The 26030-nt window shown below is 58.1% G+C and carries 28 protein-coding genes; 12 read left to right on the top strand and 16 right to left on the bottom strand.

The features are described from left to right. Positions 1-33 precede the first annotated feature (33 nt). The 6 genes from feoB to ED236_RS02925 all read right to left on the bottom strand — a co-directional run bounded on the left by feoB (position 34) and on the right by ED236_RS02925 (position 4267). A complete protein-coding gene (gene feoB, locus ED236_RS02950) occupies positions 34-1824 on the bottom strand; it encodes a ferrous iron transport protein B (protein WP_123236418.1) in 1791 nt (596 codons plus the stop codon). Continuing rightward, positions 1821-2048 (bottom strand): FeoA family protein, encoded by a 228-nt coding sequence (locus ED236_RS02945; protein WP_123236417.1) that lies wholly within the window; start codon positions 2046-2048, stop codon positions 1821-1823. The genes feoB and ED236_RS02945 overlap by 4 nt, the downstream gene beginning before the upstream one ends. 163 nt (positions 2049-2211) lie before the next feature. After that, entirely contained in the window at positions 2212-3000 is a 789-nt protein-coding gene (locus ED236_RS02940) for a peptidylprolyl isomerase (RefSeq protein WP_123236416.1), read from the bottom strand. A 74-nt stretch (positions 3001-3074) separates the two neighbouring features. Further along, positions 3075-3359 carry a BolA family protein gene (locus ED236_RS02935; RefSeq protein WP_123236415.1) on the bottom strand — a complete coding sequence of 95 codons (285 nt, stop codon included), beginning with the start codon at positions 3357-3359 and terminating at the stop codon, positions 3075-3077. Positions 3360-3382: 23 nt separating this feature from the next. Continuing rightward, positions 3383-3715, bottom strand: coding sequence for a YciI family protein (locus ED236_RS02930; protein WP_123236414.1), 333 nt, complete (start codon positions 3713-3715; stop codon positions 3383-3385). Between the two features lie 3 nt (positions 3716-3718). Then, the gene (locus tag ED236_RS02925) at positions 3719-4267 is read right to left on the bottom strand and encodes a septation protein A (RefSeq protein WP_123236413.1); all 549 of its coding nucleotides are present in this window, start codon (positions 4265-4267) and stop codon (positions 3719-3721) included. Between the two features lie 142 nt (positions 4268-4409). Here ED236_RS02925 and ED236_RS02920 point away from each other — a divergent pair, with 142 nt between their 5' ends. From ED236_RS02920 to ED236_RS02875, 10 genes are all read left to right on the top strand, one after another. Continuing rightward, entirely contained in the window at positions 4410-5348 is a 939-nt protein-coding gene (locus tag ED236_RS02920) for a 3',5'-nucleoside bisphosphate phosphatase (RefSeq protein WP_123236412.1), read from the top strand. A gap of 16 nt (positions 5349-5364) precedes the next feature. Next, the gene (locus tag ED236_RS02915) at positions 5365-5994 is read left to right on the top strand and encodes an L-threonylcarbamoyladenylate synthase (protein ID WP_123236411.1); all 630 of its coding nucleotides are present in this window, start codon (positions 5365-5367) and stop codon (positions 5992-5994) included. A 25-nt stretch (positions 5995-6019) separates the two neighbouring features. Further along, on the top strand, positions 6020-6655 hold the full coding sequence (locus ED236_RS02910; protein WP_123236606.1) for a site-2 protease family protein: 636 nt from the start codon (positions 6020-6022) through the stop codon (positions 6653-6655). 62 nt (positions 6656-6717) lie between these two features. Further along, on the top strand, positions 6718-7920 hold the full coding sequence (locus ED236_RS02905; protein ID WP_123236410.1) for a tryptophan--tRNA ligase: 1203 nt from the start codon (positions 6718-6720) through the stop codon (positions 7918-7920). A gap of 43 nt (positions 7921-7963) precedes the next feature. Further along, positions 7964-8296, top strand: a complete 333-nt coding sequence (locus tag ED236_RS02900; protein ID WP_123236409.1) for an SMR family transporter — start codon at positions 7964-7966, stop codon at positions 8294-8296. Position 8297: 1 nt separating this feature from the next. Next, positions 8298-9083, top strand: a complete 786-nt coding sequence (locus ED236_RS02895; protein ID WP_123236408.1) for a segregation and condensation protein A — start codon at positions 8298-8300, stop codon at positions 9081-9083. After that, entirely contained in the window at positions 9083-9667 is a 585-nt protein-coding gene (gene scpB / locus ED236_RS02890; RefSeq protein WP_123236605.1) for an SMC-Scp complex subunit ScpB, read from the top strand. Before ED236_RS02895 ends, scpB begins: the two co-directional genes overlap by 1 nt. Before the next feature lie 58 nt (positions 9668-9725). Beyond that, positions 9726-10862, top strand: coding sequence for a pseudouridine synthase (locus ED236_RS02885; RefSeq protein ID WP_123236407.1), 1137 nt, complete (start codon positions 9726-9728; stop codon positions 10860-10862). Positions 10863-10933: 71 nt separating this feature from the next. After that, complete coding sequence (locus tag ED236_RS02880; RefSeq protein WP_148042237.1) at positions 10934-11356, top strand: hypothetical protein; 423 nt, start codon at positions 10934-10936, stop codon at positions 11354-11356. Beyond that, positions 11331-11729 carry a hypothetical protein gene (locus ED236_RS02875; protein ID WP_123236405.1) on the top strand — a complete coding sequence of 133 codons (399 nt, stop codon included), beginning with the start codon at positions 11331-11333 and terminating at the stop codon, positions 11727-11729. Before ED236_RS02880 ends, ED236_RS02875 begins: the two co-directional genes overlap by 26 nt. A gap of 149 nt (positions 11730-11878) precedes the next feature. Here ED236_RS02875 and ED236_RS12350 read toward each other — a convergent pair whose 3' ends face one another. The 5 genes from ED236_RS12350 to prmB all read right to left on the bottom strand — a co-directional run bounded on the left by ED236_RS12350 (position 11879) and on the right by prmB (position 18169). Beyond that, complete coding sequence (locus ED236_RS12350; protein WP_162299574.1) at positions 11879-12193, bottom strand: class II fructose-bisphosphate aldolase; 315 nt, start codon at positions 12191-12193, stop codon at positions 11879-11881. A gap of 326 nt (positions 12194-12519) precedes the next feature. Beyond that, the gene (locus ED236_RS02865; RefSeq protein WP_123236403.1) at positions 12520-14490 is read right to left on the bottom strand and encodes an ATP-dependent nuclease; all 1971 of its coding nucleotides are present in this window, start codon (positions 14488-14490) and stop codon (positions 12520-12522) included. Between the two features lie 168 nt (positions 14491-14658). Then, a complete protein-coding gene (locus ED236_RS02860; RefSeq protein WP_148042235.1) occupies positions 14659-15678 on the bottom strand; it encodes a hypothetical protein in 1020 nt (339 codons plus the stop codon). A gap of 35 nt (positions 15679-15713) precedes the next feature. Continuing rightward, positions 15714-16769, bottom strand: coding sequence for a DNA cytosine methyltransferase (locus tag ED236_RS02855; RefSeq protein ID WP_123236401.1), 1056 nt, complete (start codon positions 16767-16769; stop codon positions 15714-15716). A 485-nt stretch (positions 16770-17254) separates the two neighbouring features. After that, a complete protein-coding gene (gene prmB, locus ED236_RS02850; RefSeq protein ID WP_123236400.1) occupies positions 17255-18169 on the bottom strand; it encodes a 50S ribosomal protein L3 N(5)-glutamine methyltransferase in 915 nt (304 codons plus the stop codon). Between the two features lie 382 nt (positions 18170-18551). Here prmB and ED236_RS02845 point away from each other — a divergent pair, with 382 nt between their 5' ends. Both ED236_RS02845 and ED236_RS02840 read left to right on the top strand, forming a co-directional pair. Then, entirely contained in the window at positions 18552-19901 is a 1350-nt protein-coding gene (locus tag ED236_RS02845) for a histidine kinase (protein WP_123236399.1), read from the top strand. A 26-nt stretch (positions 19902-19927) separates the two neighbouring features. Then, entirely contained in the window at positions 19928-20596 is a 669-nt protein-coding gene (locus ED236_RS02840; RefSeq protein WP_240032000.1) for a response regulator, read from the top strand. 2 nt (positions 20597-20598) lie between these two features. On the opposite strand, the gene dapE is transcribed toward ED236_RS02840, so the two are convergent. The 5 genes from dapE to ED236_RS02815 form a co-directional block, all read right to left on the bottom strand. Then, positions 20599-21744, bottom strand: a complete 1146-nt coding sequence (dapE, locus tag ED236_RS02835) for a succinyl-diaminopimelate desuccinylase (RefSeq protein ID WP_123236398.1) — start codon at positions 21742-21744, stop codon at positions 20599-20601. 43 nt (positions 21745-21787) lie between these two features. Continuing rightward, positions 21788-22138: an arsenate reductase gene (locus tag ED236_RS02830; protein ID WP_123236397.1), complete on the bottom strand. Its 351-nt coding sequence runs from the start codon at positions 22136-22138 to the stop codon at positions 21788-21790. A 93-nt stretch (positions 22139-22231) separates the two neighbouring features. Next, positions 22232-23062, bottom strand: a complete 831-nt coding sequence (gene dapD / locus ED236_RS02825) for a 2,3,4,5-tetrahydropyridine-2,6-dicarboxylate N-succinyltransferase (protein WP_123236396.1) — start codon at positions 23060-23062, stop codon at positions 22232-22234. 77 nt (positions 23063-23139) lie between these two features. Beyond that, positions 23140-23961: a M48 family metallopeptidase gene (locus ED236_RS02820; protein ID WP_123236395.1), complete on the bottom strand. Its 822-nt coding sequence runs from the start codon at positions 23959-23961 to the stop codon at positions 23140-23142. A 97-nt stretch (positions 23962-24058) separates the two neighbouring features. Beyond that, positions 24059-25969: a potassium transporter Kup gene (locus ED236_RS02815; RefSeq protein ID WP_123236394.1), complete on the bottom strand. Its 1911-nt coding sequence runs from the start codon at positions 25967-25969 to the stop codon at positions 24059-24061. Positions 25970-26030: the final 61 nt, after the last annotated feature.

Raw genomic sequence — 26030 nt, 5'->3', positions numbered from 1 at the left:
TTTTTAGCGAACTGCGGCCTGGTTTGAGCCAACTTAAAAACCGAGTGCACGCGCCGACTGATAAAAGATGAAGCTGACCACCCAGGCCAGCAGCAGCGACCAGCCGAGTGCCAACACGGTATAGCCCACGCTTTTGGACTCGCTGCGCATGGTGGCGATGGTGGACAGGCAGGGCGTGTAGATCAGCGTGAACAGCATGAAGCTCACGCCTTGCACCCAGTCCAGTTGTTGCGCCATGAGCAGTTCCAGCGCTTCGCCCTGCAGGCCATAGATCACTGCCAGCGCACCCACCACGATCTCTTTCGCCACAAAGCCGAAGATCAGCGCGATGGCCAGTTTGGCGTCTATGCCTATGGGTTCCAGGATGGGCAGGAAGAACTGGCCGATCTGACCCGCATAAGTGGCCTCACTGGCGGCAGGCACACCGGACGGGAAGTTGGTCAGCGCCCAGACCATGACCACGCCAAAAATGATGAATTTGCTGGCGCGATTGAGGAAGTGACGCACTTCTAGCCAGCCGCGCAGCACGATCTGTTTGGCGGTGGGGAAGCGGTAGGGTGGCATCTCCAGGATGAAAGGCTCGCTGGAGCGCATCTTGCCCTTGAAAATGAGGGCGGTGAGGAAGATGGTGACGAAACTCATCAGGTACATGCTGAACACCACCAGCGGGGCTTGCTCGGTGGTGAACAGGATGGCGCTCATGAAGACGAACACCTGCAGCCGTGCCGAGCACAGCGATAGCGGGATCACCATCATGGTGAGCAGGCGCATGCCGCGTGAACGCATCACGCGGGTGCCCATCAAGGCTGGCACATTGCAGCCAAAGCCCATCAGCACCATGACGAAACTGCGTCCATCCAGGCCCACGCGCGCCATCAATGCGTCCATCAGGAAGGCGGCGCGCGACATATAGCCGCTGTCTTCCACCATGGTCATCACCAGGAAGAACAGCACGATGATGGGCACGAAGGCCGCCACCGTCCCTACGCCATCGTAGATGCCGTCCAGCAGCAAACCGTGCAGCCAGGCGGGCAGGCTGGCGGTCAAGGGTTCCAGTACATCGCTACGGATCAGGTCCAGCAGCCAGGCGACGCCTTCCTGCAGCGGTGCGCCCACGGTAAAGATGAACTGGAACAGCAGGTACATGGCGCCGAAGAACAGCGGCAGACCCAGCCAGGGGTGCAGCAATACGCGATCGATACGCTCGGTGAGGCGGTCGGTGAGTTGCAGCGGCATCTGCACCGCCTGTTTGACGATGTGTTCCATCTGCTGCTCAAGCTGGGTGTCGGCCTCCAGCTTGCTGCTGATCTCGCTGGCGGAGATAGGCGCACGCTGATGTTCCAGATGACGCGCCGCGAGTTGCAGTGCCTGTGGACAACCGTCGCCGTACTTGGCGCTGATGGAGGCCACGGGCAGGCCGAGCTGGCGTGACATCTCGTCGATGTCGATGCTGATGCCGCTGCGCTTGGCTTCATCCTGCATGTTGAGCAGCAGCAGGGCGGGCAGGCCCAGCGCACGGATCTGCAGTGCCAACGACAGCTGGCGGTCGATCTGCGAGCTGTTCAGCACGATCATGACCAGATCCACGCTGTTGTTGGCGAGGAAGTGACGTACCACCTGTTCGTCGTCGGAAAACCCGTGCAGGTCGTACAGGCCGGGCAGATCGACCAGCTCGGCGATGTGACCACCGATGAGGATCTTGGCGCTCATCAGGTCTACCGTGATGCCGGGCCAGTTGCCTACGCGTGCCGAAGCACCACTCAGGCGGTTGAACAGCGTCGATTTGCCCGTATTGGGCATGCCCAGCAGTGCGATACGTTTCATGCGCGGGCGATCTGGATACGGTTGGCTTCGGTCAGGCGCAGGATGATGTCCGTGCTGCCCAGGCGTACATGCACAGGGCCGCCGAAGCTGGCCTGGCGTACCAATTCGATCTTTTTGCCGATACGGAAACCCATGGCATTGAGTCGGTGGAACAGGGACTCTTCAGCATGGATGGCGTGGATGTGGGCGGATTCCCCAGGCTGCAACTGGCTCAGATTCAACATGCGGTATCGGAGTTAATTGATAACAATTCTTAATTATGGCACATCTATAGAGCGACTGCGCGGAATTAAAGTTGCATGTCAGCCTGAGTAACCGGCATGACGCCGCCTCATAAAAAAGCCTGCGCACAGGCAGGCTTTTTGCTCGAATCAGGAACGGGCAGGCTTATTTCTTGGCGCTGCTGTCCACGATCTTGGCTTTGTTGCGCAGATCGGTGATCTTGGCTTCCAGCTTGCGTTGCTGCAGCTGCTTGGTCAAGCGGTCCTTGACGCTGTCCAGAGTAGGGATCTGCGCGTCACGCACGTTTTCCAGCTTGATCACATGCCAGCCGTACTGGGTTTGTACCGGAGTTTTGGTAAAACTGCCTTTGGTCAGCTTGCTGGCAGCCTCGCTGAATGGTTTGACCATGGCGGCAGGGGAGAACCAGCCCAGATCACCACCCTTGACCTTGCTGCCCGGATCCTTGGATTTTTCGCTGGCCAGCTTGGCGAAGTCTGCCCCTTTGCCCAGTTGTGCGATCACGTCCTTGGCTTCGGCTTCGGTGCCCAGCAGGATGTGGCGCGCACTGTATTCCTTGCCACTTTGTTCTGCCTTGAATTTGTCGTAAGCCGCTTTCACCTCAGCGTCGGTCACCGGGTTCTTGCTCACGAAATCCTGAACATACAGATTCATCATCAGTTCGCGGCGAGCCAGTTCTTCGCGGGCCACATAGTCGGGCAGCTTGTTGATGCCGATCTTCACGGCTTCCTGATAGATGATCTCGTTGGCCACCAGGCGATCCACCACCATGCGGCCGAAGTTCGGGTCTTTCTGGCCGTTTTCGACCGCTTCCTTGTTGATGTGATCGATCAGGGACTGATTGATGGCCTTGCCGTTGACAGAAACTTCAGCCAGCAAAGGCTGGGACAGGCTCAGCATCACAATGGCCAACAGGCTGCGCGTGCGCAATTTCATGGTTATTCCTTTAGGTTGGGGTGACAAATTTGATAGGTGACGAGACGGACATCAAGGTTAACGGTAGCAACAGGTCAAATGGCAAGGGCTTGATGCTTGAACGCTTCATCACTCGCATACACCTGCATGCTCAAGGCATGGATGCGATGCGGCATCAGGTCGGCCAGTAACTGATACACCAGACGGTGGCGTGCCAGTGTGGGTTTGCCGGTGAACGCCGGGCTGACCATGGTGAGCTGAAAATGCCCGCCACCATTATTGCCAGCATGACCTGCATGCAGCGCACTGTCATCACGGATTTCCAGATGCGAGGGATGCAGGCTTTGCAAGCGTGCGTGTATCTCTTCAGTCAGGTTCATGTGTCTCTTGTTTAGTCTAGTGTTCAGTCGAACTGGTTGTCTGGCAGCGCCGGTATGGCGGGCAGTGTCTTGCGGAACGGCTTGACGGTCACCTTGGCATAGACGCCGGCTGCGACGAACGGGTCCGTATTGGCCCATTCCTGGGCATGTCTAAGGTCGGCGAACTCGGCCACGATCAGGCTGCCGCTGAAGCCGGCTGCGCCAGGGTCGGTGGCATCAACGGCCGGGAACGGGCCTGCCAGCAGCAAGCGGCTTTCATCCATCAAGGCCTGCAAGCGCTGCAAATGTTGCGGTCGCGCAGCCATACGCTGCTCCAGGCTGTTGGGATGGTCTTCCGCGATGATGGCATACCACATGGCTCAGCTCCGTGATTCGGTGTCGTTGACGGTCATGTATTTGCTCAGCACCAGACTCTGTCCGATGACGAACAGCAACATCAGTCCCATGGTGCCGAACAGCTTGAAATCCACCCACAGATCGGTGGAGAAATTGAACGCAACATACAGGTTAATAACGCCCAGCACAGCGAAAAATCCAGCCCAGGCGAAATTTAATTTCTGCCAGATGGCGTCCGGCATCTGTACCTGCTTTTCCATCAGGCTGCGGATCAGGTTCTTGCGGAACGCCAGCGCGCTGATCAGCAAAGCGGCTGTAAACAGCCAGTACAGCACGGTAGGTTTCCATTTGATGAAGTTCTCATCCTGCAACAGCAGGGTGGCGCCGCCGAACACCACGATGATGACACCGCTGGCGATCAGGGAGTTGTCAACCTTGCCATGGCGCAGCTTGACCCAGGCGATCTGCACCAGCGTGGCGATGATAGCGGTGCCTGTGGCCGCATAGATACCTGCAAACTTATAGACGACGAAAAACAGGATGACCGGGAACAGGTCGAACAGAAACTTCATGGCTACCTCAGGCAAGTGGCGACTGACGGCAACGTGCCGGTGTCGGGCAAAGCTGTATTTTGCTATGATTCAACCAGCATCACAAGGTTGCATATCCTGAAGCGTGTTTATTCCGCCTCATAACCCTCTGCATCACGAGTCCATGCCATCAGTCACGCCATTCCCTATCGATCTGCATAGCCATTCCACGGTGTCCGACGGCTTGTTGTCCCCGGCTGCGCTGGTCGAACACGCCGCCGCGCAAGGCGTGCGCGTGCTGGCCTTGACCGATCACGACGACGTGGCCGGCCTCGCCGAGGCGGGCGAAGTAGCGGCCCGCTTAGGTGTGCAACTCATCGCTGGCGTGGAGATCTCGGTCACCTGGCGCAGACGCACGCTGCACATCCTCGGTTTGAAGGTGGATCCTGAGCATGCACCGCTACGTGAGGGCCTGGCTGCCATCCGCGCCGGACGCCACACCCGTGCCCAGGGCATGGCCGATGGCTTGTCCAGGATAGGCGTGCATGGCAGCCTGGAAGGCGCTTATCAGCATGCCAAACAAGGCATCATCAGTCGCAGCCATTTTGCGCGCTTTCTGGTCGAGCATGGTCATGCCAAGGATATCCGCGCCGTATTCAAGCATTTTCTGGTGAAAGGCAAGCCCGGCTATATCGAACATCAATGGGCCACACTGGAACAAGCCATGGGCTGGATACTGGGTAGTGGCGGGGTGGCCGTGATCGCCCATCCCGGACGCTACGACCTGGGTCGCACCAATATGCTGTTGCTGCTGGAAGAGTTCCGCGCCTTGGGTGGTACCGCCATCGAAGTGGTGACTGGCAGCCACAGCGTGGATCAATATGCTGAATTCGCCAAGCTTGCCCATCAGTTCGATCTGGCTGCATCGCTGGGTTCGGATTATCACGGGCCCGGCCATACCTATATCGAGATGGGCCGGCTGCCGGCACTGCCTGCCAAGTGCCGGCCAGTGTGGCAGGATTGGCCTGAAGTCGCTGAATTGAGTGCAGCCGCGCTTCCGGACAGTGCTTCCACTCTCAATACTGCTACTCTCGCTGCTGCTGTCACTGCAGTCACTCACTGATCGCGTTCATTCTGCCATGTCACAATATTTCGTCATTCATCCGCAAACCCCGCAGGCGCGCCTGATCCATCAGGCCACGCAGATCCTGCGTGATGGCGGGGTGATCGCTTATCCTACCGATTCGACCTATGCGCTGGGCTGCATGCTGGGGCACAAGGACGCGCAGGAGCGCATCCGTGCCATCCGTGGCGTGGATGAGTCGCATCATTTCACGCTGGTGTGCCGCAACCTGGCCGAACTGGCCACTTACGCGCAGGTCAACAACAGCCAGTTTCGCTTGCTCAAGGCCAACACGCCGGGCCAGTACACCTTCATCCTCAAGGCCACGCGTGAAGTGCCGCGCAGGCTGCAGCACCCCAAACGCAGCACGCTGGGCTTGCGTGTGCCTGCGCATGCGGTTACGCAGGCCCTGCTGGAAGCATTGAATGAACCCTTGCTCAGCATGACCTTGCTGTTGCCGGATGCCAGCGAGCCACTCAACGAAGCCTGGGAGATCCGCGATGTGCTGGAACATCAGGTGGATCTGGTGATCGACGCGGGTGCTTGTGTGGCAGAGCCGACCACCGTGATCGACCTCACCGATGACACGCCCAAACTGCTGCGTCAGGGCGCCGGGGATATCGCGCCGTTTTCCTTGTCCAACTGATTTGATTGACTGAACGATACTCATGATGGAATTCACCCTCCTACAAAAGATCAGCATCTACGCCTTGCCGGTGATCTTCGCCATCACCGTGCACGAAGCGGCGCATGGCTATGCGGCGCGCTACTTCGGTGACATGACAGCCGCCGCTGCCGGCCGCATCACGCTCAACCCGCTCAAGCACATCGACCCCATCGGCACCTTGCTGGTGCCGGCCTTCACCATGCTGGCGGGCGGTATCCTGTTCGGCTGGGCCAAACCGGTGCCGGTCGATTTCTCGCGTCTGCATAATCCCAAGCGTGACATGTTGTGGGTGGCCGCAGCAGGCCCGGCCTCCAATCTGGTGATGGCCGTGCTGTGGGCCATCGCGCTCAGTTTCTCTGCCAATGCGGGGCAGTTCGCCGTGCCGCTGGCCTATATGGCGCAGGCCGGCATCATGATCAACATCGTGTTGATGGTGCTGAACCTGCTGCCGTTGCCACCGCTGGACGGTGGGCGCATCGCGGTCAGTCTGTTGCCGCATCATCTGGCGGTGAAATTCGCCGAGCTGGAACGCTATGGCTTCATCATCCTGATCGTGTTGCTGTTCACCGGCATCCTGTCGCAGATCATGCAGCCCTTCATCGCAGGCAGTCTGCGTGTGCTGAGCTGGCTGTTCGGCTAGGCATACGCGCCTCGCACACTTGGTTATAATCCCTTCATCAAAACAAGAAACCCTGAACCATCATGGCAGTTGAACGCGTTTTATCGGGCATGCGTCCCACCGGCAATCTCCACCTTGGCCATTATCATGGCGTGCTCAAGAACTGGGTCAAGTTGCAACATGAACACGAATGCCTGTTCTTTGTGGCGGACTGGCATGCATTGACCACCCATTACGACACCTCGGAGGTCATTGAGGAAAGCGTATGGGAGATGGTCATCGACTGGCTGGCAGCGGGTGTCGATCCGGCCAATGCCACCATCTTCATCCAGTCGCGCGTGCCTGAGCATGCCGAGCTGCATACGCTGCTGTCCATGATCACGCCGCTGAGCTGGCTGGAACGCGTACCGACCTACAAGGATCAGCAGGAAAAGCTGGCCAGCAAAGACCTCTCCACCTACGGCTTCCTGGGCTACCCGCTGCTGCAGAGCGCGGATATCCTCATCTACAAGGCCAGCCAGGTGCCGGTAGGCGAGGATCAGATCCCGCACATCGAATTCACACGCGAAATTGCGCGCCGCTTCAACCACATCTACGGTCGTGAGCCCGGCTTTGAGGCCAAGGCCCTGGCCGCCATCAAGAAGCTGGGTGGCAAGCGTGGCGCATTCTATGAAGAGATGCGCACCGCCTATCAGGAGACCGGCGATGAAGAAGCGCTGGCATCGGCGCGCGCCATGATAGACGAGCAACAGGGCCTGAGCCTGGGCGACAAAGAGCGCCTGCTGGGTTATCTGGAAGGTGGCGGCAAGATCATACTGCCCGAGCCGGATTACAAGCTGACGCCAGCTTCCAAGATGCCGGGGCTGGACGGGCAAAAGATGTCCAAGTCCTACAACAACACCATCTCGCTGCGCGAAGCGCCGGACGTGGTAGCCAAGAAGATCAAGACCATGCCGACCGACCCGGCGCGTATCCGCCGCACCGACCCGGGCGATCCGGCCAAGTGCCCGGTGTGGCAGCTGCATGAAGTGTATTCGGACGAAGCACGCCAGCAGTGGGTGCAGCAAGGCTGCAAGAGCGCGGGCATAGGCTGTATCGAGTGCAAGACCCCGGTGATCGACGCGGTGATGGCGGAGCTGGCGCCTATCCAGGCACGTGCCGCCCAATATGCGGAAGACCCGACGCTGGTCAAGAACGTGGTGGCCGAAGGTTGCGAACGTGCCCGCAAGCTGGCGCGCGAGACCATGCGTGATGTGCGTGAAGTCATGGGCCTGAGCTACTCCTAAGCCCGGGAGCGCACAAACCCATGAAGCACAGACTCACGCTGTTATGAACCACTGGCTGGCACTCGGCATCGCCATCGTCGCTGAAGTGGTGGCCACCACGGCACTCAAATCCACCGAGGGCTTCACGCGGCTGTGGCCATCGCTGGTGGTGGTAGGCGGTTACGCAGCGGCGTTCTACTTCATGACGGTGAGCCTGCGCGTGCTGCCGCTGGGCATCATGTACGCCATCTGGGCCGGAGTGGGCATCGTGCTGGTGGCCCTGCTGGGCTGGCTGCTCTACAAGCAGGCGCTGGATTTACCGGCCATGCTGGGCATCGCCCTCATCATCAGCGGCGTAGTGGTGATCAATCTGTTTTCGCGCACGGTCACGCACTGACATGCAAACCAAGCTGGCGATCGATGCGCGCATCTACGGTCAGCAGCTGGATGCCATTCCACAAGACCTGTATATCCCGCCCGATGCGCTGGAAGTCTATCTGGAAGCCTTCGAAGGTCCGCTCGACCTGCTGCTGTACCTGATCCGCAAGCATAACCTCGACATCCTCGACATCCCCATGGCCGAGCTCACGCGCCAGTACATGCGCTATGTGGAAAAGATGCAGGCCTCGCGGCTGGAGCTGGCGGCCGAATACCTGCTCATGTCGGCCATGCTGATCGAGATCAAGTCGCGCATGCTGTTGCCCAAGCCTGCCGAGATCACCGAAGAAGACGATCCGCGTGCTGCGCTGGTGCGTCGCCTCATGGAATATGAGGCCATCAAGCTGGCGGCGCAGCGCTTGGACGCCTTGCCGCAGGTGGGCCGCGAGATCAGCGTGGCGCAGGCCTATTACGAGCACATCGTTCAGGTAGTGCCAGCTCAGGTGTCGCTGGACGAGTTGCTGGCGGCCTGGCAGGGCGTGCTGCAGCGCGCTAGCCATTATCAGCATCACCAGATCAGCCGTGAAGAACTGTCAGTGCGTGAGCACATGAGCCAGATCCTGCGCCGCTTGCGTCAGGATGGCATGGTGGAATTCTCCGCCCTGTTCGATGTGGTCACCGAAGGCCTGCCCAAGCTGGTGGTGTGCTTTCTTGCCATCCTCGAACTGGCGCGCGAAGGTCTGGTGCACATCACCCAGCAGGCGGCGTATACGCCTATCTATCTGCAACTGCACGGAGCCCCATGATGCAGGAACCGGAAAACACCACCGAAATGAAGCGGGTGCTGGAGGCGGCGTTGCTGACCTGCAGCGAACCCTTGTCGCTGGACGACATGCTCAAGCTGTTCGCCGGGCGCATGGAACGCGCCACGCTGCGCATGCTGCTGGACGAGCTGCGCGCCGACTGGCAGACCGGCACGCTGGAACTGGTGCAAGTGGCCAGCGGCTGGCGTTTTCAGGCCCGCGCCGAGTATGCCCCGTTCATCGCCCGCCTGACGCCAGACCGGCCGCAGCGCTACTCGCGCGCGCTGATGGAAACGCTGGCCATCATCGCCTACCGCCAGCCGGTCACACGCGGCGACATCGAAGAGGTCCGCGGCGTGATGGTCAACCCCAACATCATGCGACAGCTGCTGGAACGCCACTGGATAGACGTGGTGGGACAGCGCGAAGTGCCGGGGCGGCCATCGCTGTATGCCACCACGCGCACCTTCCTCGACGACTTCAACCTGCGTACCTTGTCAGAGCTGCCTGCCATGGACGACTTCCAGCATCCGGAACTGCAGCTCGATCTGCAACCGCACACGCCTGAAAGTCCCTCAATGAATTAAAGTCGCCCGAGGTGGCAGTGCTTTATAATAAGCACTTAATTGTTCAAGGCTTATTTGCATGGCACGTCCATTTCGACAGCAGCGCGCCGGTGGGGCTGCGAAAGCAACGCCACGTTCGGCAGCTAGATCCACCCCCAGATCTGCACCTACTACCACCGTCAACCCGGAAGATGGCTCCGAAGCACCCGTCAACACCGGTGCGCCCATACAACGTTTGCACAAGCTGTTGGCCTTGTCCGGCCGGGGCTCGCGTCGTGACATGGAAGAACTGATCGCCAACGGCCGCGTCACCGTGAACGGTCAGGTCGCCCAGGTGGGCGCAGGCGTCTGGCCTGGCGATGTGGTGCGTGTGGATGATCGTCCGGTGTTCCTGCAGTTCGAGCCGGAATTACCCAAGGTGCTCATCTACCACAAACCGGATGGCGAGATCGTCAGTGCGGATGACCCGGAAGGCCGTGCCAGCGTGTTCGACAAGCTGCCACGCGTGAAGAACGCCAAGTGGATCGCGGTAGGCCGTCTGGATATCAACACCTCGGGCCTGCTCATCTTCACCACCTCGGGTGAACTGGCCAACCATTTCATGCACCCGCGCTTCGAAGTCGAGCGCGAATACGCCGTGCGCGTCTTTGGCGAACTCACTGACGAGCAGATGCTGCAACTCAAGAGCGGCATCGAACTGGAAGACGGCCCAGCCAATTTCGACCATATCCAGGCCACGGGGGGCGAGGGTGCCAACCACTGGTATCAGGTCATCCTGCGTGAAGGCCGTAACCGCGAAGTGCGTCGTCTGTTTGAAGCCTTCCAGTTGCCGGTGAGCCGTCTGATGCGTGTCCGCTTCGGCCCCATCAACCTGCCATCCCGCCTCAAGCGCGGCATGATGCTGGCGCTGGAACCCAAGGAAGTGCTGAATCTGCTGGAATGGGCCGGTATAGCAGCCCCCAAGGGCCCGCTCAAGCAGCGCAGCGCCCGCGAGATCGAGAAAGCCAGCACCGCGTTCACGCCCAAGGCCCGCAAGATCGCGCCGCCGCGCGCCGGCGAACGTCAGGCCGATGGCGTCACGCGTCCCGGACGTCCGGATGCCAAGGCAGTAGTCAAGCCCAGCAAACCCACCGGGCCACGCCGCGTGCGGCAAAGCAGCGACATCCCGGCACCCAAGCCACAAAAACGCAGTGACCGGAACCGCGGCCGGGGTTAGCGTTCCAAGCAGCAAGTTGCGTCGCTTTTTGTGGGGGTGTCATGGTCTGCACGGGCTGGATAAAACGAACGGTGGTACTGGCAAGCCTGCTGATGGTGGGCTGCGCGGGCTATCTGCCCTTGCAGCGCTACCAGACCGCCGAGATCCGCAAACAGGACACCATCGCCGACGTGGAGCGCAAGATCAACGGTGCCAGCGTACAGGCCAGCCATCAGTTCAGCGTCGGTGATCAGTATTATCTGGCCAAGCACTATGATCTGCAGATCGGTGTGCAACAGCAGGTGTTCTACCGTTGCCGCCCTTATTTCGGTTGCTCTCCTATCGTGCATCACTTCCCGGTCACCGCGCCTTATGTGCTCATCTACCGCGAGCCCGGTGGCGAAGTGGTCGGCTGGGGCACGCTGGAAGAGCTCAGCAAAAACCCGGATGACCGCATCAGTGACCTCATGCCCGCCCTGAAAGCCTCTTATGCTGCCCATCGCGCTAAAAAGTGACCGTGTTCCAAGCTGGTTCAGGCCCGCGCTGGTGGCGGTGCTGGCCACCCTGCTGGTCGCCTGTGCCTCCCCGCAACTGCGCTACAGTCAGCTGGTGGTGCTCAACAAAGGCATGGCGCCTGCGCAAACCATCGCCGTGCTGCAACAGCCACCCATCACCGTGCAAGTGGTCGAACAGGCCGGCAAGGCCTACACCTTCCACCGCTATCAGCTCTACAACGGGCTATACAGCGATGTGTACCTGCTTTGCTTCGAGCAGGGCAAGCTCAAGTACTGGGGCTATGTGGAAGAATTCCGGCGCTATCCGGACCCGGCCATCAATCAGGCGGTGGAGCTGGCGCTGGACAAGATCATCGACAGCGAAACGCGCTGATCGCTAGCGGGTTGAGTTTGTCGCTGTTGAGGAAAGTAGGGTGGGTTAGCGCAGCCTAACCAGCAGCAGGTCTGGATTGCAGCAAGTAGCGGGCAGATTTAATTGAAGTGTTCGATAAACCCGGGTTACATCAGTCTGATCCCATTTATTTAGCCATTACGGCTGGTACTGTAAAGCGATGTTGAAATAGCCCCCCAATGCGCCTGCAATATGGATAGTGCTTTCGTTGAACTTTCAAGGCGCCCCATATCTATGGTGAAAATTTCAATGTCATGACCGTCTTTTGTACCGTTAATTTTTCCGATTTCAATTTCATGCTGATTGTAGGAGTTGAGCACGCCATGCACGCATACATCTCGAATTTGAACGGTGGACTTTGTCATTTTTATTAGCTCTTCGAGCGCTTCAAGGCTAACTATCTCGGATGGTATGTTGCGTTTAATGAAATCGAGCTTTGAACCCAACTTTGTCACCTTCCTTTTGGGCTTATTCGAGACGTTTAATTTTTCATATAAGAAATGGCAACATTGGTCTACATGTCTCTCGATGGGAGACCAATACACAGTCAGCATGCCAATAACAGCTAGCCAAGAAGTTAACAGCTGATGATCTGAAAGCGGCGTTGTTTGTGTATTTGAATCCATAACTATTTACAGAGAGTTGAGAGAGTGATTGCTAACGTGGAGGTCACCGGCGCTGCGCGGCTTTATCGCGCAGCGTCCGGTGGACCGCAGAGTTATGCAGACCATGCCGGTCAGAGTTCGGAACAAGGCTCCCTGCCGGGGCTTCTCTAATTGCCCACAAGTGCATTGAAGGCCTTAAAAACTTCCTCGAAACGATCGAGAGTCGCTTGAACTGCAGCCGTATCGGCATCCAATACGGAAGGGTTCTCCAATAGCCAACGCGACGCAGCGAAGTGGTCGAACTCCGCGACTGTCACGGGCATCAGCTTAAACAGGGCCTCCGCCTTCTTGACGATGCGCGGGGTTGGCGCTGCCGCCATTAATGCATCCTTCGTCACTGCATTGGCCGCGGGCGGCTTGTAGGCCCCATTGAGCAACTCGACAAACAGGTCGACATCGAACAAGTCTTCGACATCCGACTCGGCCTGATTTGTGAACTCTGCGCAAGTGTAGAAATGGCCGACCTTCAGGATGTCGGCCTTCTTCAAATTCTCGATCTTGGTTTTGTCGCCATTGGCGATGTCGGAGAGGACCGCCACTTTGATTCTGTTGCCGCCGAACAGTCTCACGAAGGGAGCGATCTTGTCGATGCCGCCCGATGGGCACAGCGTCCACTTCGGATCAAGGCCAACACGCCCGCGCTTGGTCAGCGCTTGAGACAAAACATTCAAATAGAGGATGTCCGATGGGCCTTCGACAAGCCAAGTGTTGGCGCCGATGAATAGCGACTGGGTCACTTCGTAGCCCAACGCGCCCTGGAGCGGGAAGAGTGTGTCGTCGTTAACCTCCAACACATCGGATCGAACCTTCGTTCCCTTGACCTCGGGGCGCTTGCCTGGTTTTTCGATGACCACGTCCTCTACGATGCGCACATCGGCGAGACGGTTCATCGGAACCATGAAGGGCGAGTGAGTGGTGAAGATGACCTGATGGTCCGGCAGCAGCCGCTCAACGATGTATCGCAGTAAATCGCCTTGGGCCTTGCCATGCAGGGTTAAGCCCGGCTCGTCCAACAAGATGATGGCATTGCCGTTGCCTGGAGTTTTCCTCAACTGCTTGAACTGGGCGAGGAAAGAGAAGAACCAAACAAAGCCCGCGCTGCGTTCTGACAAGGGCAGTGTCGCCTTGTGATTATTGTTCTTGATCCGAATTTCCGCCACGGTGCCGGTGTTGAATGGGGCGGGATCTTTGGGCTTTCCACTGTCAATGTCGATGAGGACTTCCAGCGCATTGTTCTGACTCCAAAACTGGAAAATCTCTTCGGTGATCTCGTTGCTTGCGGCCTCGCAAGTAGCCTTCAAGGTTTCCCGACGATCCGTATTCAGCAGTTCCTCAAGAGTCGTTCCAGCGTATTCCAAGAAAGCGAGAAAAATCTGATCGCCGACCGAAACTTTATTATTCTGTTTGTCCTGTTGGAGCTTCTGAATCGAAACCATTCCAGACATACGCTCAAAGTGCGAGGTGAAGAAGAACTTTGGCTGCTTGGCTGACAGGACATCAATTACGCCCTTGGTAAAGCTGGACTCCTTGCACTTCCTGATGTCCTGCAAGAGCGCCTCCTGTTTTGGCGTTCTCTCGGCCAACCCAGACAAAGCCTTGTCCGCTGCTGGGCCATCCGCCACTCCATGCAGGACGTTTCGCTCTGTTGCGTCGAGGGCATGCTTGCTGAGCATGTTTTCAAGCACCTTGGAGCTATCGACATCGATTACCCAAATGCGGCTGTCGTCCTCGTATCGAAATCCAAAGTGAGCTTCGAAAGTGTCGCCCTTCAAGACCCCTGCACCAAACCGCTTTTCAACAGCGGCCATGTCCACAGCTTCAAGTCGCCACCATGTTCGGATTACCTCCGCCGTCCCATCCTCATGGCGTTCGTCGAACCGAGTCGAGAAACGTCTCGGGTAGTCGATCGGTTCGTCGAACTCAAACGGCTGCGCGGGCTTGAGGCCGCGCATGGCGCTCAGCAGTGCCGTCTTGCCCGCCTCGTTCTTGCCGACAAGGCAAGTGAGGTCGCCGATCTCGAATTCCCCGCTGTCTTCGACAGACCGATAGTTTTGGACGCGAACTTTGATTAGCTTCATGATTTATTTATCTCCCGTGTTGAACTTTGTGAAGCGAGATTCGCTCTTCCGGATCGATCGACCAATGTAAAACTCGACTTTGCCGCATAACGTTTGAGGTAAGCGGCAGCCGAAGCGAAACGTAGGGAACCACAAGCGCAGCTTGTGGCTGTCCGCTTGACCGAAGTGTTAGCTTTCAAGCCAAGCGCTCGTGACGTCTCTGTATTTGACTAGGATATCTTCTCTTCCTGACAATCGCGGGTCCGATAAAAGTTCATATGCTCGGTTAAGGGCAGCGCCTATTTCTTCTTTTTGAAGCTCCGCGCAGAACACGGAAAAGAAATCACGGATATCAACAATTGCCAAATCAAACGGCAAGTCTTGGACGAAATTAATCAGATTGATGGCAGGACTTATTTCAGGGTCGCCTCGCACTCCTGCTGCGAAGATAACGTACTTCGTCAAGTTTGCATCACGCGCTTTATTCGCGAAGTCAGAGAGTCGATTCTTCCAATCACTGCGGACAGTCACCTCATACGCTGCTATAAGTTCGGAGTCCCTGAATTCTTCAATGTCGCCTTTTGTTCCGTCGAATTTGTCGGAGGCATGAGGATGATGGGTCTGCACTCGATGCCCAAATCGCTTTCGATGGATTTCAAGGAATGCCGCGACCAAAAACTGTTGAATGTGACCTTCCGACGGAGCAGCAAGGAGAGCCTCACAAAGACTCAAACTGCGCGCATAGGATAGATACGTTCCCGGGAGAGGGGGCAACGCCTGCGGAACAACTCGTGATGCCGCGATTTTCCACGCTACATGGTTAAGAAGCCGAGACTTCTCTTCTATGTTTAGTGCAGCGAGTCCCGCAAGGTATGGCGCAAAGCGTGCATCTTGTGACAGATCGAATTGCTTTACTGCGCCCTTCCAGCCAAGGTTCTCACCGAACGCTGTTATGTTTTTGTGAAAGGTAACGTGACGGAATGTCAGGGAAGTGGCCAGCTTTTTATCGCCGTAGGTGCCTCGAACCCCTGTAGGCACAGAGCGATAGTCCCAGTGCTCATCGACAACGGAATATGCAGTAAGAAACGCACAGGCCAATCGTACGCTTCCTCCGTGTGAGGCTATGTGGCTGTCAAAAAGAGCCCGCGTTGCTGTTTTTGCAGGTACTCCAAGGGTCTCGCCGCCAACGACCTTGTCTACGAGGCTCAAGAGGAGGTCGACAGACTTTTCAACATTTACGTTCCTCACAGCGCAAGCTCACTCTGAATGTTCAAATGATCAAGGGATGGGTCGAGCAAAGGAAGCATTGAGGCTCTTCCATTTAGTTGAAAAAACACCGACCTCCCAACGACGAAGGCTAGATCTGGTGGTACTGCATCGCCAACCTGAGTGTACTGAGACGATTTGCGGCCCGCGAACCACATGCCTTTTGGGAACGTCTGGATAAGTGCACTTTCTTCTACGCTCATCCTTCGTGCTCCGGGCACTTCGCCTTCACGAGGCGCTCCACCTGCTTGCAGATGCGCGTGGTACTCAGGCGCAATATTTAGGGTGTCAAACCAATGCGTTTTATAGCCACCCGCAGACGCTAAGATCGTATGGCAAGGCCCGTTAGGATCGATAGGCCGCCCCCCGCCGTTATAAACATGTCCGGCATAGGGCGACGGACGAAGGTCCGGAAATCGTGCGAACTTTACTGGGCAGTTTGGGGCCTCACCAATGGGGTCTGTACCGAGTAAGTCAAACGCAGACAGGTATTCCTTTCCAGTGCCCGGTCCGTGCGTTGTTGCGGGAAAGCGTAGCTGCATGCTTCTCGACCCTAAGACGAATAGGCGTTTACGCTTTTGAGGGATTCCGTAGTCTGCAGAGTTCAAGACAGCCCAGTTCAACCGAAATCCGCAAGCAGACAACTGTGAGAGCGCCCAGTCGAAGTAGGGACGAGTGCGTTTCTGTATCAATCCTGGAACGTTCTCCATGATGAACGCGTCAGGCTGACACTCTTTCAGGCAGCGAATGAACTCGGGGATCATGTCGCGTTTGTCGGCTTGAGCTTTACGAAGCCCTCCCACCGAAAATGGTTGGCAAGGCGGGCCGCCAGCCACAATATCAACTACGCCTTTAAATCTCTCAAACGAAATTTCGCGCACATCACCGTTGTAATGGGTGGCATCGGTTTCGTGTGACGCGTATGTCTCCATGGCGTCACGGTTTATCTCGACATTTGCCAGTATTCGGTAGCCTGCGCGCTTGAGTCCGATAGAAAGCCCGCCGGGGCCAGAAAATAGGTCAATGGTGTTCATGTGTAGCTACTCCTTGTCTCTGGTAAGGGTACCAAATAAACGCCCATTGAAAGCTAACGTAAATTAGACACCAACTAACTACCTAATAATTTAGTGGGTCTGGTGTATAAACTGGATTCATGTTCTGATTTTTTCATTTAATCATGCCTTTATCGTTTTTAAATGCCCCACAAACGAGCATGTCAACATGGAAAATACACCAGCACAACCTCAGCCGCTAAAACTGCTTGATGCCGTGTTTTTGCCTGCTGGGTATCACACGCATCCACCTGCAGAGCAGACATACCTCGAATGGGTTAAACGATACATCAGATAACCTCCGGTGTAACACCCCCGAAAGTTAGGGGTTGAGCATTTGGGGGAGGGACTATCTGGCGCTAAACGAATGGATGCACGCTACAAATCCTGCACATACGAAGGTGGGCTGCAAGCCCGGCAGTCCAATAGCCCAGCAGTCCAGCCCACACACACCTGGCAGGGGAGACTTACCCGTTTAGCCCTGCTGCCATCAGTTGTTCACGCGTGACCAGGAACACGAACTGGTCACCGGCGGCCACCTCCAGCCAGGTGAATGGCACCTCTGGATAGGCGTCCATCAGCACATCACGGTTGTGGCCGATCTCGACGACCAGGATGCCGCCCTGATTCAGGTAGCTGGCGGCTTGCGTGAGCAGGGTGTGGGTATGGTCCAGGCCATCGGCACCACTGCCCAGCGCGATCTGGGGTTCGTTGCGGTATTCCACCGGCAGCTCGGCCATGGAGGGTGCATCCACATAGGGCGGGTTGCTGATGATGAGGTCATAGGTGCGGCCTTGCAGCGCGCTGAACATGTCCGATTGCACGGCGTTGATGCGGTATTCCAGGCCGTAATTGGCGATGTTGATGTTGCACACGGCGAGCGCATCCGGCGAGATATCCACCACATCGATCTGTGCGTCCGGGAAGGCGTTGGCGAGCAGGATGCCCAGGCAGCCGCTGCCGGTGCAGATGTCGGCGGCGCTTTCTACCATCTCCGGGTAGTCTATCCAGGGTTGCAAGCCATCATCGAGCAGTTCGGCGATGAAGGAGCGTGGCACGATGACACGTTCATCCACATAGAACTTGAAGCCGCGCAGCCAGGCTTCGCGCAGCAGGTAGGCGGTGGGCACGCGTTCGGTGATGCGCCGCTCGACCAGGTGGGCGAGGTGTTTGCGTTCGACCAGCGCCAGGCTGGCATCCAGGAAGTTCTCCAGGGTATCCATGGGCAGGTGCAGCGCACGCATCACCAGCCATACGGCTTCGTCATAGGCGTTGTCGGTACCATGGCCGAAGAACAGCCCGGCTTCTTCGAAGCGGCTGACGGTAAAACGTATCCAGTCGCGGATGGTGAACAGTTCTTCGTGTATCTGGTTGAATTGCATGGGGTCGCCTGTCGTCTGGAGCGGGTGCTGATGTTGATGGGGTGGCTGGCAATGAGGCCGCTGTGCCTGAGCGGCTTTTCAGCCTGAAGTCGAGATTCTATCCTGAGCGATCGCATTTTTCCTGTTTGCATGCGTTGTGCATGAGCATGCGCTGGTTTGCATGCAAGCTGGTTGTATACAGCCACTCTGGTTGCAGGGCTAACAAACCTGCGCATCACCGTTAGCGCATGCTTTTATGAATCAACCACTTGTAATGGTATGTAGCATGGTATGGAACTTGCCAATTAATCAAGGCAAGTAGGCACAGCATCTCGGGAGTTTCTCCTGTTTTGTTTAGTGCGCCTATCCTGAATAATCGAACGTCTTAGCCAAAGTATCGCTGATGAGCCTGACCGTACGCCTGATCGTGATGATCACTGCCTTGTTGCTGGCGGTGATGCTGGCGGGTGCCGCGCTGACGGTGAACAGTGCGCGCCAGGATGTGCGTGCCGAGGTGCGCTCAACGGCGGCACTGGCCATCCATCTGCTGGACGCCGAGATCCTGCATTACAGCTCCGATTATGCCTGGCTGAATGGTGCTGACCCGGCCAAAGCCTCCATCTTCCGTTTGCGCAGCCTGAGCAACATCCGCCATGTGCGTATCGAGTTCTATGACCAGTATGGTCGCTTGCGCGACAGCAATCGCGATGCCGCAGAACGTGCCGATCAGGAGAAAGCGCCGGCCTGGTTCGTGCGCCTGATGAATGTGGGCGCCCCTGCCGAAGATGTCAGGCGCAAGATCATAGTGAATGGCCGCTGGATAGGCGAGCTGGTAGTGACCCCTGATCCATCTTACGAGATCGCGGAAGTCTGGAACGACACCATAGGCGTGCTATGGCTGGCGGGTATCTTCCTGCTGGTGGTCAACGCCATGGTGTACTGGGCGGTGCGTTTCGCACTCAATCCGGTGGGCAAGGTGGTGGCCGCACTGACCGAGATGGAGCAGGGCAAGCTGGGCGCCAGGCTGCCTGGCTTCTCGCTGCCGGAACTGCAGCCATTGAGCAGCAAATTCAACGCCATGGCCGCGACCTTGCAGCACAGCATGGACAGCAATCATCAACTTACGCAGAAGATCATCAACCTGCAGGAAGACGAGCGGCGCAGTCTGGCGCGTGAGTTGCACGACGAGATCGGCCAGTCCATCACGGCCATCAATATGGACGCGCTGGCCATCATCAACAGCAAGCGCATGAGCGCAGCCAAACAGAGTGCGCAGGCCATCTCCGAAGTGGCGATGTCCATGCTGGACATGGTGCGCACCATGTTGCAGCGCCTGCGTCCCGGTGTGCTGGACGAACTTGGCTTGTCGATCGCGCTGAACGAGCAGGTGTATACCTGGCGTCAGCGTAATCGCGGCATTTCCAGCAGTATCCAGATCGCCGAGGACATCAACGACATCGATGAAGCGGTGGCGCTGGCCGCTTACCGTGTGGTGCAGGAGTCGCTGACCAATATCTCGCGTCATGCCAATGCCAGACGCATGGCCTTGACGGTGCAGCGCGATGCCAGCGAGCTGACCATACGTCTGGAAGACGATGGCAATGGATTCGATATCGACACGATCACAGAAGGGTATGGTGTAGCAGGTATGCGTGAACGGGTAGAGGGACTGGGAGGGCGCTTCAATATCAGCAGTCATCAATGGCAGGGCACGCGCATCGCGGTGAGCTTGCCGTGTGCCGGGCTGGCATGAGTAGCGCTGGCATAAGCAGCGCTCGCATGAACAGCGCTGGTATGAGCAGTCCCATCCGTGTGATGCTGGTGGACGACCACGCCGTGGTGCGTTCCGGTCTGCGGCGCTTGCTGGAGCAGGACGGCGGTGTGCTGGTGGTGGGCGACGCCGAGACGGGCGAGCAGGCCTATCAGCTGTATAGCGAATTCAGGCCGGATGTGGTGGTGATGGACATGTCCATGCCGGGCATGGGCGGGCTGGAAGCCTTGCGCCGCCTGCTGGCACGCTATCCACTGGCACGCGTGGTGATCTTTTCCATGCACGAGAATGCGGCGTTTGCCACGCAGGCGCTGAGTTCAGGGGCCAAGGGCTATATCTCCAAATCCGGCCTGGCTGGCGACCTGCTCAATGCCATTCGTGAGGCCATGGTAGGGCGCACCTGGATCAGTCCATCCATTGCGCAGAAGATCGCCTTGCAAAGCCTGATGGGCGATGACGACCCCATGCGCAAGCTGTCGGCGCGCGAGTTCGAGGTGTTCCGGTTGCTGGCCGAAGGGCGTTCGGTGGACGAGATCGCCATTCAGCTTAAGGTCAGCCAGAAGACGGTGGCCAACTATCAGACCCAGCTCAAACAGAAGCTGGGACTATCCAGCCCGGTGGAGCTGGTGCGCATGGCCATCAGATCAGGCGTTGTGGCGTCTTTGGATGCCGCGTGAGATCAGCTTGCCAGCAGCAGTTTTTCCAGCGTCAGGCGGTAGGTGTCCTTGAGCGGCTCGATGTCTTTCACGCCCACACACTCGTTGAGTTTGTGGATGGTGGCGTTCAGTGGGCCGAATTCGATCACCTGCTTGCAGATGTCCGCGATGAAGCGGCCATCCGAGGTGCCGCCTGTGGTGGATAGTTCGGGCGTCACGCCATAGGCCTGCTTGATCGCTTCGGCGATGGCTTCCACCAGATTGCCGCGCGGGGTGATGTAGGGCGGGGAATATTCCCAGTCCAGATCATAGTTCAGCGCGTGCTGGTCCAGGACGGCATGCACACGTTGCTTGAGGTTCTGCTCGGTGCTGCCTTGTCCATTCAGTTCAGGACAGAAGCGGAAGTTGAACAATATCTCCACTTCGCCCGGCACCACATTGGTGGCACCGGTGCCACCGTTCATGTTGGAGATCTGCCAGGAGGTGGGCGGGAAGTATTCGTTGCCCTTGTCCCACACCGTTTCCACCATGTCCTTGATGGCAGGCGCGACCAGGTGGATGGGGTTCTTGACCAGATGCGGGTAGGCAATGTGGCCCTGCACGCCTTTCACCACCAGCTTGCCAGACAGCGAGCCACGGCGGCCATTCTTGATCATGTCACCCACCACCTTGTTGGAGGTGGGCTCGCCGACGATGCAGTAGTCGAAATGTTCGCCACGCGCCTTGAGGGCTTCCACCACCTTGACGGTGCCGTCCACGGCCACGCCTTCCTCATCGGAGGTGATCAGCAGGCCGATGGAACCGGCATGGTCCGGGTGCGCTGCGACGAAGTCTTCGATCGCGGTCACAAACGCGGCCAGCGAGGTCTTCATGTCGGCCGCACCGCGCGCGTACAGCATGTCGTCCTTGATGGTGGGCTCGAACGGCGGGGTATGCCATTTATCCAGCGGGCCGGTAGGCACCACATCGGTATGCCCGGCGAACACCAGCAGCGGACCGCTATTGCCACGGCGGGCGTAAAAGTTGTCCACATCGCCGAAACGCATGCGCTCGATCTTGAAGCCTAGCGGCTCCAGGCGCGAGATCATCAGCTCCTGACAACCGGCATCTTCCGGGGTGTTGGAGCGGCGTGACAACAGGTCGATGGCCAGTGCTAGCGTGGGGGTCATGGGGCTCATGTTCACTCGGTTCAGAGGGCGCTTGCTGCAGCGCTCAGGGTTTTAAGAGGGTGGCGTAGCGGGCTTCATCAAAGCCCACCGCCAGTAGACGATCTTCCTGCTCCAGCAGCGGGCGCTTGATCACCGAGGTGTGAGCCTGCATCAGCGTACGTGCGCTGGCATGATCGACCACACCGGCTTTCTCGGCATCGCTGAGACCGCGCCAGGTGGTGCCGCTGCGGTTGATGAGCGTTTCCCAGGGCTGTTGTGCCAGCCAGCGCGTCAGCGTCGCTTCGTCCACGCCCAGTTTCTTGAAGTCATGGAACGCGTAGACGATGCCGCTGGCATCCAGCCAGACGCGTGCCTTTTTGACCGTGGAACAGTTGGGGATGCCGTAGAGCTTCAATGTGCGCCTCATCAAATCAAAACAGGTTGCGATAGGGTGTTCTCAAAACCGTTGCTGCCTGGATAACAGGGCCTATCTATAAGCGTAGCCGGTTTAAATGCCGCGCAGCAACTCGTTGATGCCTACCTTGCCCAGCGTCTTGGCATCGACCTTCTTGACGATGACCGCGCAATACAGGCTGTAGCTGCCGTCCTTGGATGGCAGGTTACCGGCGACGACCACCGAGCCAGCCGGTACGCGGCCGTAGGTCACGGTGCCGGTTTCGCGGTCGTAGATCTTGGTGGATTGGCCGATGTACACGCCCATGGAGATCACGCAGTTGTCTTCCACCACCACACCTTCCACCACTTCGGAACGTGCGCCTATGAAGCAGTTGTCACCGATGATGGTCGGGCCGGCTTGTACCGGTTCCAGCACGCCGCCTATGCCCACGCCGCCGGACAGGTGCACGTTCTTGCCGATCTGCGCGCAGGAGCCCACGGTGGCCCAGGTGTCCACCATGGTGCCTTCGTCCACGAAGGCGCCGATGTTGACATAGGACGGCATCAGCACGGCATTCTTGCCGATGAAGGAGCCGCGACGCACGATGGCGTTTGGCACCACGCGGAAACCACCAGCCTTGAAGTCGTCTGCGCTGTAGTCAGCGAACTTGGGTGGCACTTTGTCGAAATACTTGGTCACGCCATCGTCCATCAGCACATTGTCTTCCAGACGGAACGACAGCAGCACGGCCTTCTTGATCCATTGATGGGTTTCCCACTGCTGGCTGTCGCCGATACGGGTGGCCACACGCAGGCGGCCAGCGTTCAGTTCTTCCAGGACGCCGAATACCGCGTCTTTGACTTCCTGGCTGGCGGTGGCGGGGGTGATTTCGGCACGACGCTCGAATGCGTCTTCGATGATGGCTTGCAGTTGTTGACTCATGGCGTTTCCGTAAATGGGCAAAAAACGCCATTTTACCCGAAAGCATCACACTTTCGGGCTAATGGGCGCGGTGGAGCTTACTTGCGGGCTTGCTGGTACAGCGGCATCACACTGGGGATCAGCTTTTGCAGATCGGCGATGCGGTTGGTGCTGGAGGGGTGGGTGCTGAGGAATTCCGGCGGTGCGCTGCTGTTGAGCGCGCCCATCTTCTGCCACAAGGTCACGGCAGCATTGGGGTTGAAACCAGCGCGCGCAGCCAGTTCCAGGCCCATGCGGTCAGCCTCGCGTTCCTGTTCACGGCCATTCGGCAGGGCGAAGAACAGTTGCGAGCCCATGGCGGCCGCCTGCACGCCCGCCCCGGCGGTGCTGCTTTTGCTGCCCGCCGCCAACACGGCCAGGCCAGCGACACCCACCTGCTGCACCGCAGCGATGGACATGCGTTCACGGCCATGCTCACGCAGTGCGTGGGCGATCTCGTGGCCGATCACGGCCGCCAGTTCATCGTCGGTGGCTTTGAGTTTATCGATGAGGCCGGTGAACACCATGATCTTGCCGCCTGGCATGCAGTAGGCGTTGACCTGGTCACTTTCTTCCACATTCACTTCCCATTTCCAGCTGAGTGCATCGTCACGGAACACCTTGGTATGCGCGATCAGGCGGTTGGAGATGTTGCGCACGCGTTGCAGCTCGGCGCTGTCTGTGTTGAGTTTCTTGTTCTTGCTGGCTTCCTGCAGGGTCTGGGTATAGGCCTGTATCGACATGCTTTCCACCTGCGACTCAGGCAGCATCAGGAATTGTTTGCGTTCCACGCCGGATACGCTGGAGTTGGTGGTGGTGGCACAGCTGGCGAGTTGCGAAGCCGCAATGGCAAACATCAATACTAAAAGTTTTCTGTTCATGGTGTTTTTCCCGTACATGAATTGAAGGGTGAAACGTGAATACCAGAATTATAGTATTACCGCGTCGCTATAACAGCCTTGCTAACAAACAGCCTGCTTACAAAGTGACTTGTGCACCCAATTCGACCACACGATTCGGTGGTAGTTTGAAATGGTTGGTGGCGCTGTCCGCATTGCGGAACAGGCCGACGAACAGCTTCTCGCGCCAATAGGCCATCGCCGAGGCACGGCGTGCGAACAGCGTTTCCTTGCCAATGAAGTAGGAAGTGTCCATGGACTCCAGCTCCAGGCCATGTTGGCTGCTCAGTTCCAGATCGCGCGGGATGTCCAGATCGTCCTTGAAACCATAGTGCATGGTGATGCGCCAGAAACCGTGTTCCAGCGCCTCTACCTCAATGCGGTTATCTTCGGCGATGTAGGGGATGTCGCCCGTCTTCACGGTCAGCAGGATCACGCGCTCGTGCAGCACCTTGTTGTGCTTGAGGTTGTGCAGCATGGCATGCGGCACACCGCTGGCATCCGGGGTCATGAAGATGGCGTTGCCGGGCACGCGCGTGGGCGGGTATTTGCCCATGGCTTCAATGAACGGTTCCAGCGCCATGGATTCACTGCGCAAGCGGCTCAGCAGCAGATCACGCCCCTGTTTCCAGGTGGCCATCAGCGTCAGGATCACGGCCCCGATCAGGATAGGCACCCAGCCACCATCCGGGATCTTCAGCACATTGGCGCCGAACAGCGCCAGATCGATCACCAGGAACATCGCCACCAATACGCCGGTACGCCACAGGCTCCAACCCCACACGCCATGGAACACCACCCCGGCCAGCAGCGTGGTGATCACCATGTCGCCGGTGACGGCGATACCATAAGCCGCGGCCAGGTCACCGGACGAGCCGAAGCCCAGCACCAGTGCCATCACCCCTATCATCAATATCCAGTTGATGCGCGGCATATAGATCTGCCCCTGCTGGTTCTCGGAGGTATGCAGGATCTGCATGCGCGGTAAAAAGCCCAGTTGCTGCGCCTGGCGGGATACCGAGAATGCGCCGGAGATCACCGCCTGCGAGGCGATCACGGTGGCCAGCGTGGCCAGTGCGATGAGCGGGAACAGCATCCATTCCGGCGCCATCAGGTAGAACGGGTTCTTGATGGTGCTGGCGTCGTGCAGGATCAGCGCACCCTGACCGAAATAGTTGATCACCAGCGCAGGCAGCACCAGGCCGAACCAGGCCAGGCGGATGGGCTTGCGACCGAAATGGCCCATGTCGGCATACAGCGCCTCGGCACCGGTCACCGCCAGCACCACCGAGCCCAGCGCCACGAAGGCGACCCAGGGGCTGACGGCGAAGAACTGGTAAGCATAGTAGGGATTGAGCGCCTGCAGCACGGAAGGCTCCAGCGCGATATTGACGATGCCCAGCACCGCCAGAGTACTGAACCACACCAGCATGATGGGTCCGAACATGGCCCCGACCAGCGCCGTGCCTTTGCTTTGCACCCAGAACAAAATGAAGATCACCAGCAGCGTGATCGGCACGATCATGCTGTGCAGGGCCGGGGCGGCGACTTCCAGGCCTTCCACAGCGGAAAGCACCGAGATGGCGGGGGTGATCATGCCATCCGCGTAGAACATGCAGGCCCCGAGTATGCCCAGCAGCAGGATGGTGGTCTGCTTGCGCGCGTCGCCGGCCAGATTGCGCATGGCCAGCGCCAGCAGGGCCATGATGCCGCCTTCGCCACGGTTGTCGGCACGCATCACGAAGGCCACATATTTGACCGACACTACCAGGATCAGCGCCCACAGGATCAGCGACAGGATACCGAACACATTGTCGTGCGTGAGCGGTACCGGGTGCGGGCTCACAGCGAACACTTCTTTCATGGTGTACAGCGGGCTGGTGCCGATGTCGCCATACACCACACCCAGGGCGGTCAGCGCCAGAGCGGTCATGCGGGTTTTGTGCTGGGTGGTGCTTTCGGGTGAGGCGCTAGAACTGGCGGATTCCATGCAGATTTGCTTTAGAGGAGCAGGCAGTCATTCTAACGCCGTGCATGTATCGGGTGCCATG

The sequence above is a fragment of the Pseudomethylobacillus aquaticus genome (genome assembly GCF_003730115.1).
Lineage (GTDB): Bacteria > Pseudomonadota > Gammaproteobacteria > Burkholderiales > Methylophilaceae > Pseudomethylobacillus > Pseudomethylobacillus aquaticus.
The sequence above is the reverse complement of the archived record's forward strand: the minus strand, read 5'-3'. Positions and strand labels throughout refer to the sequence as shown.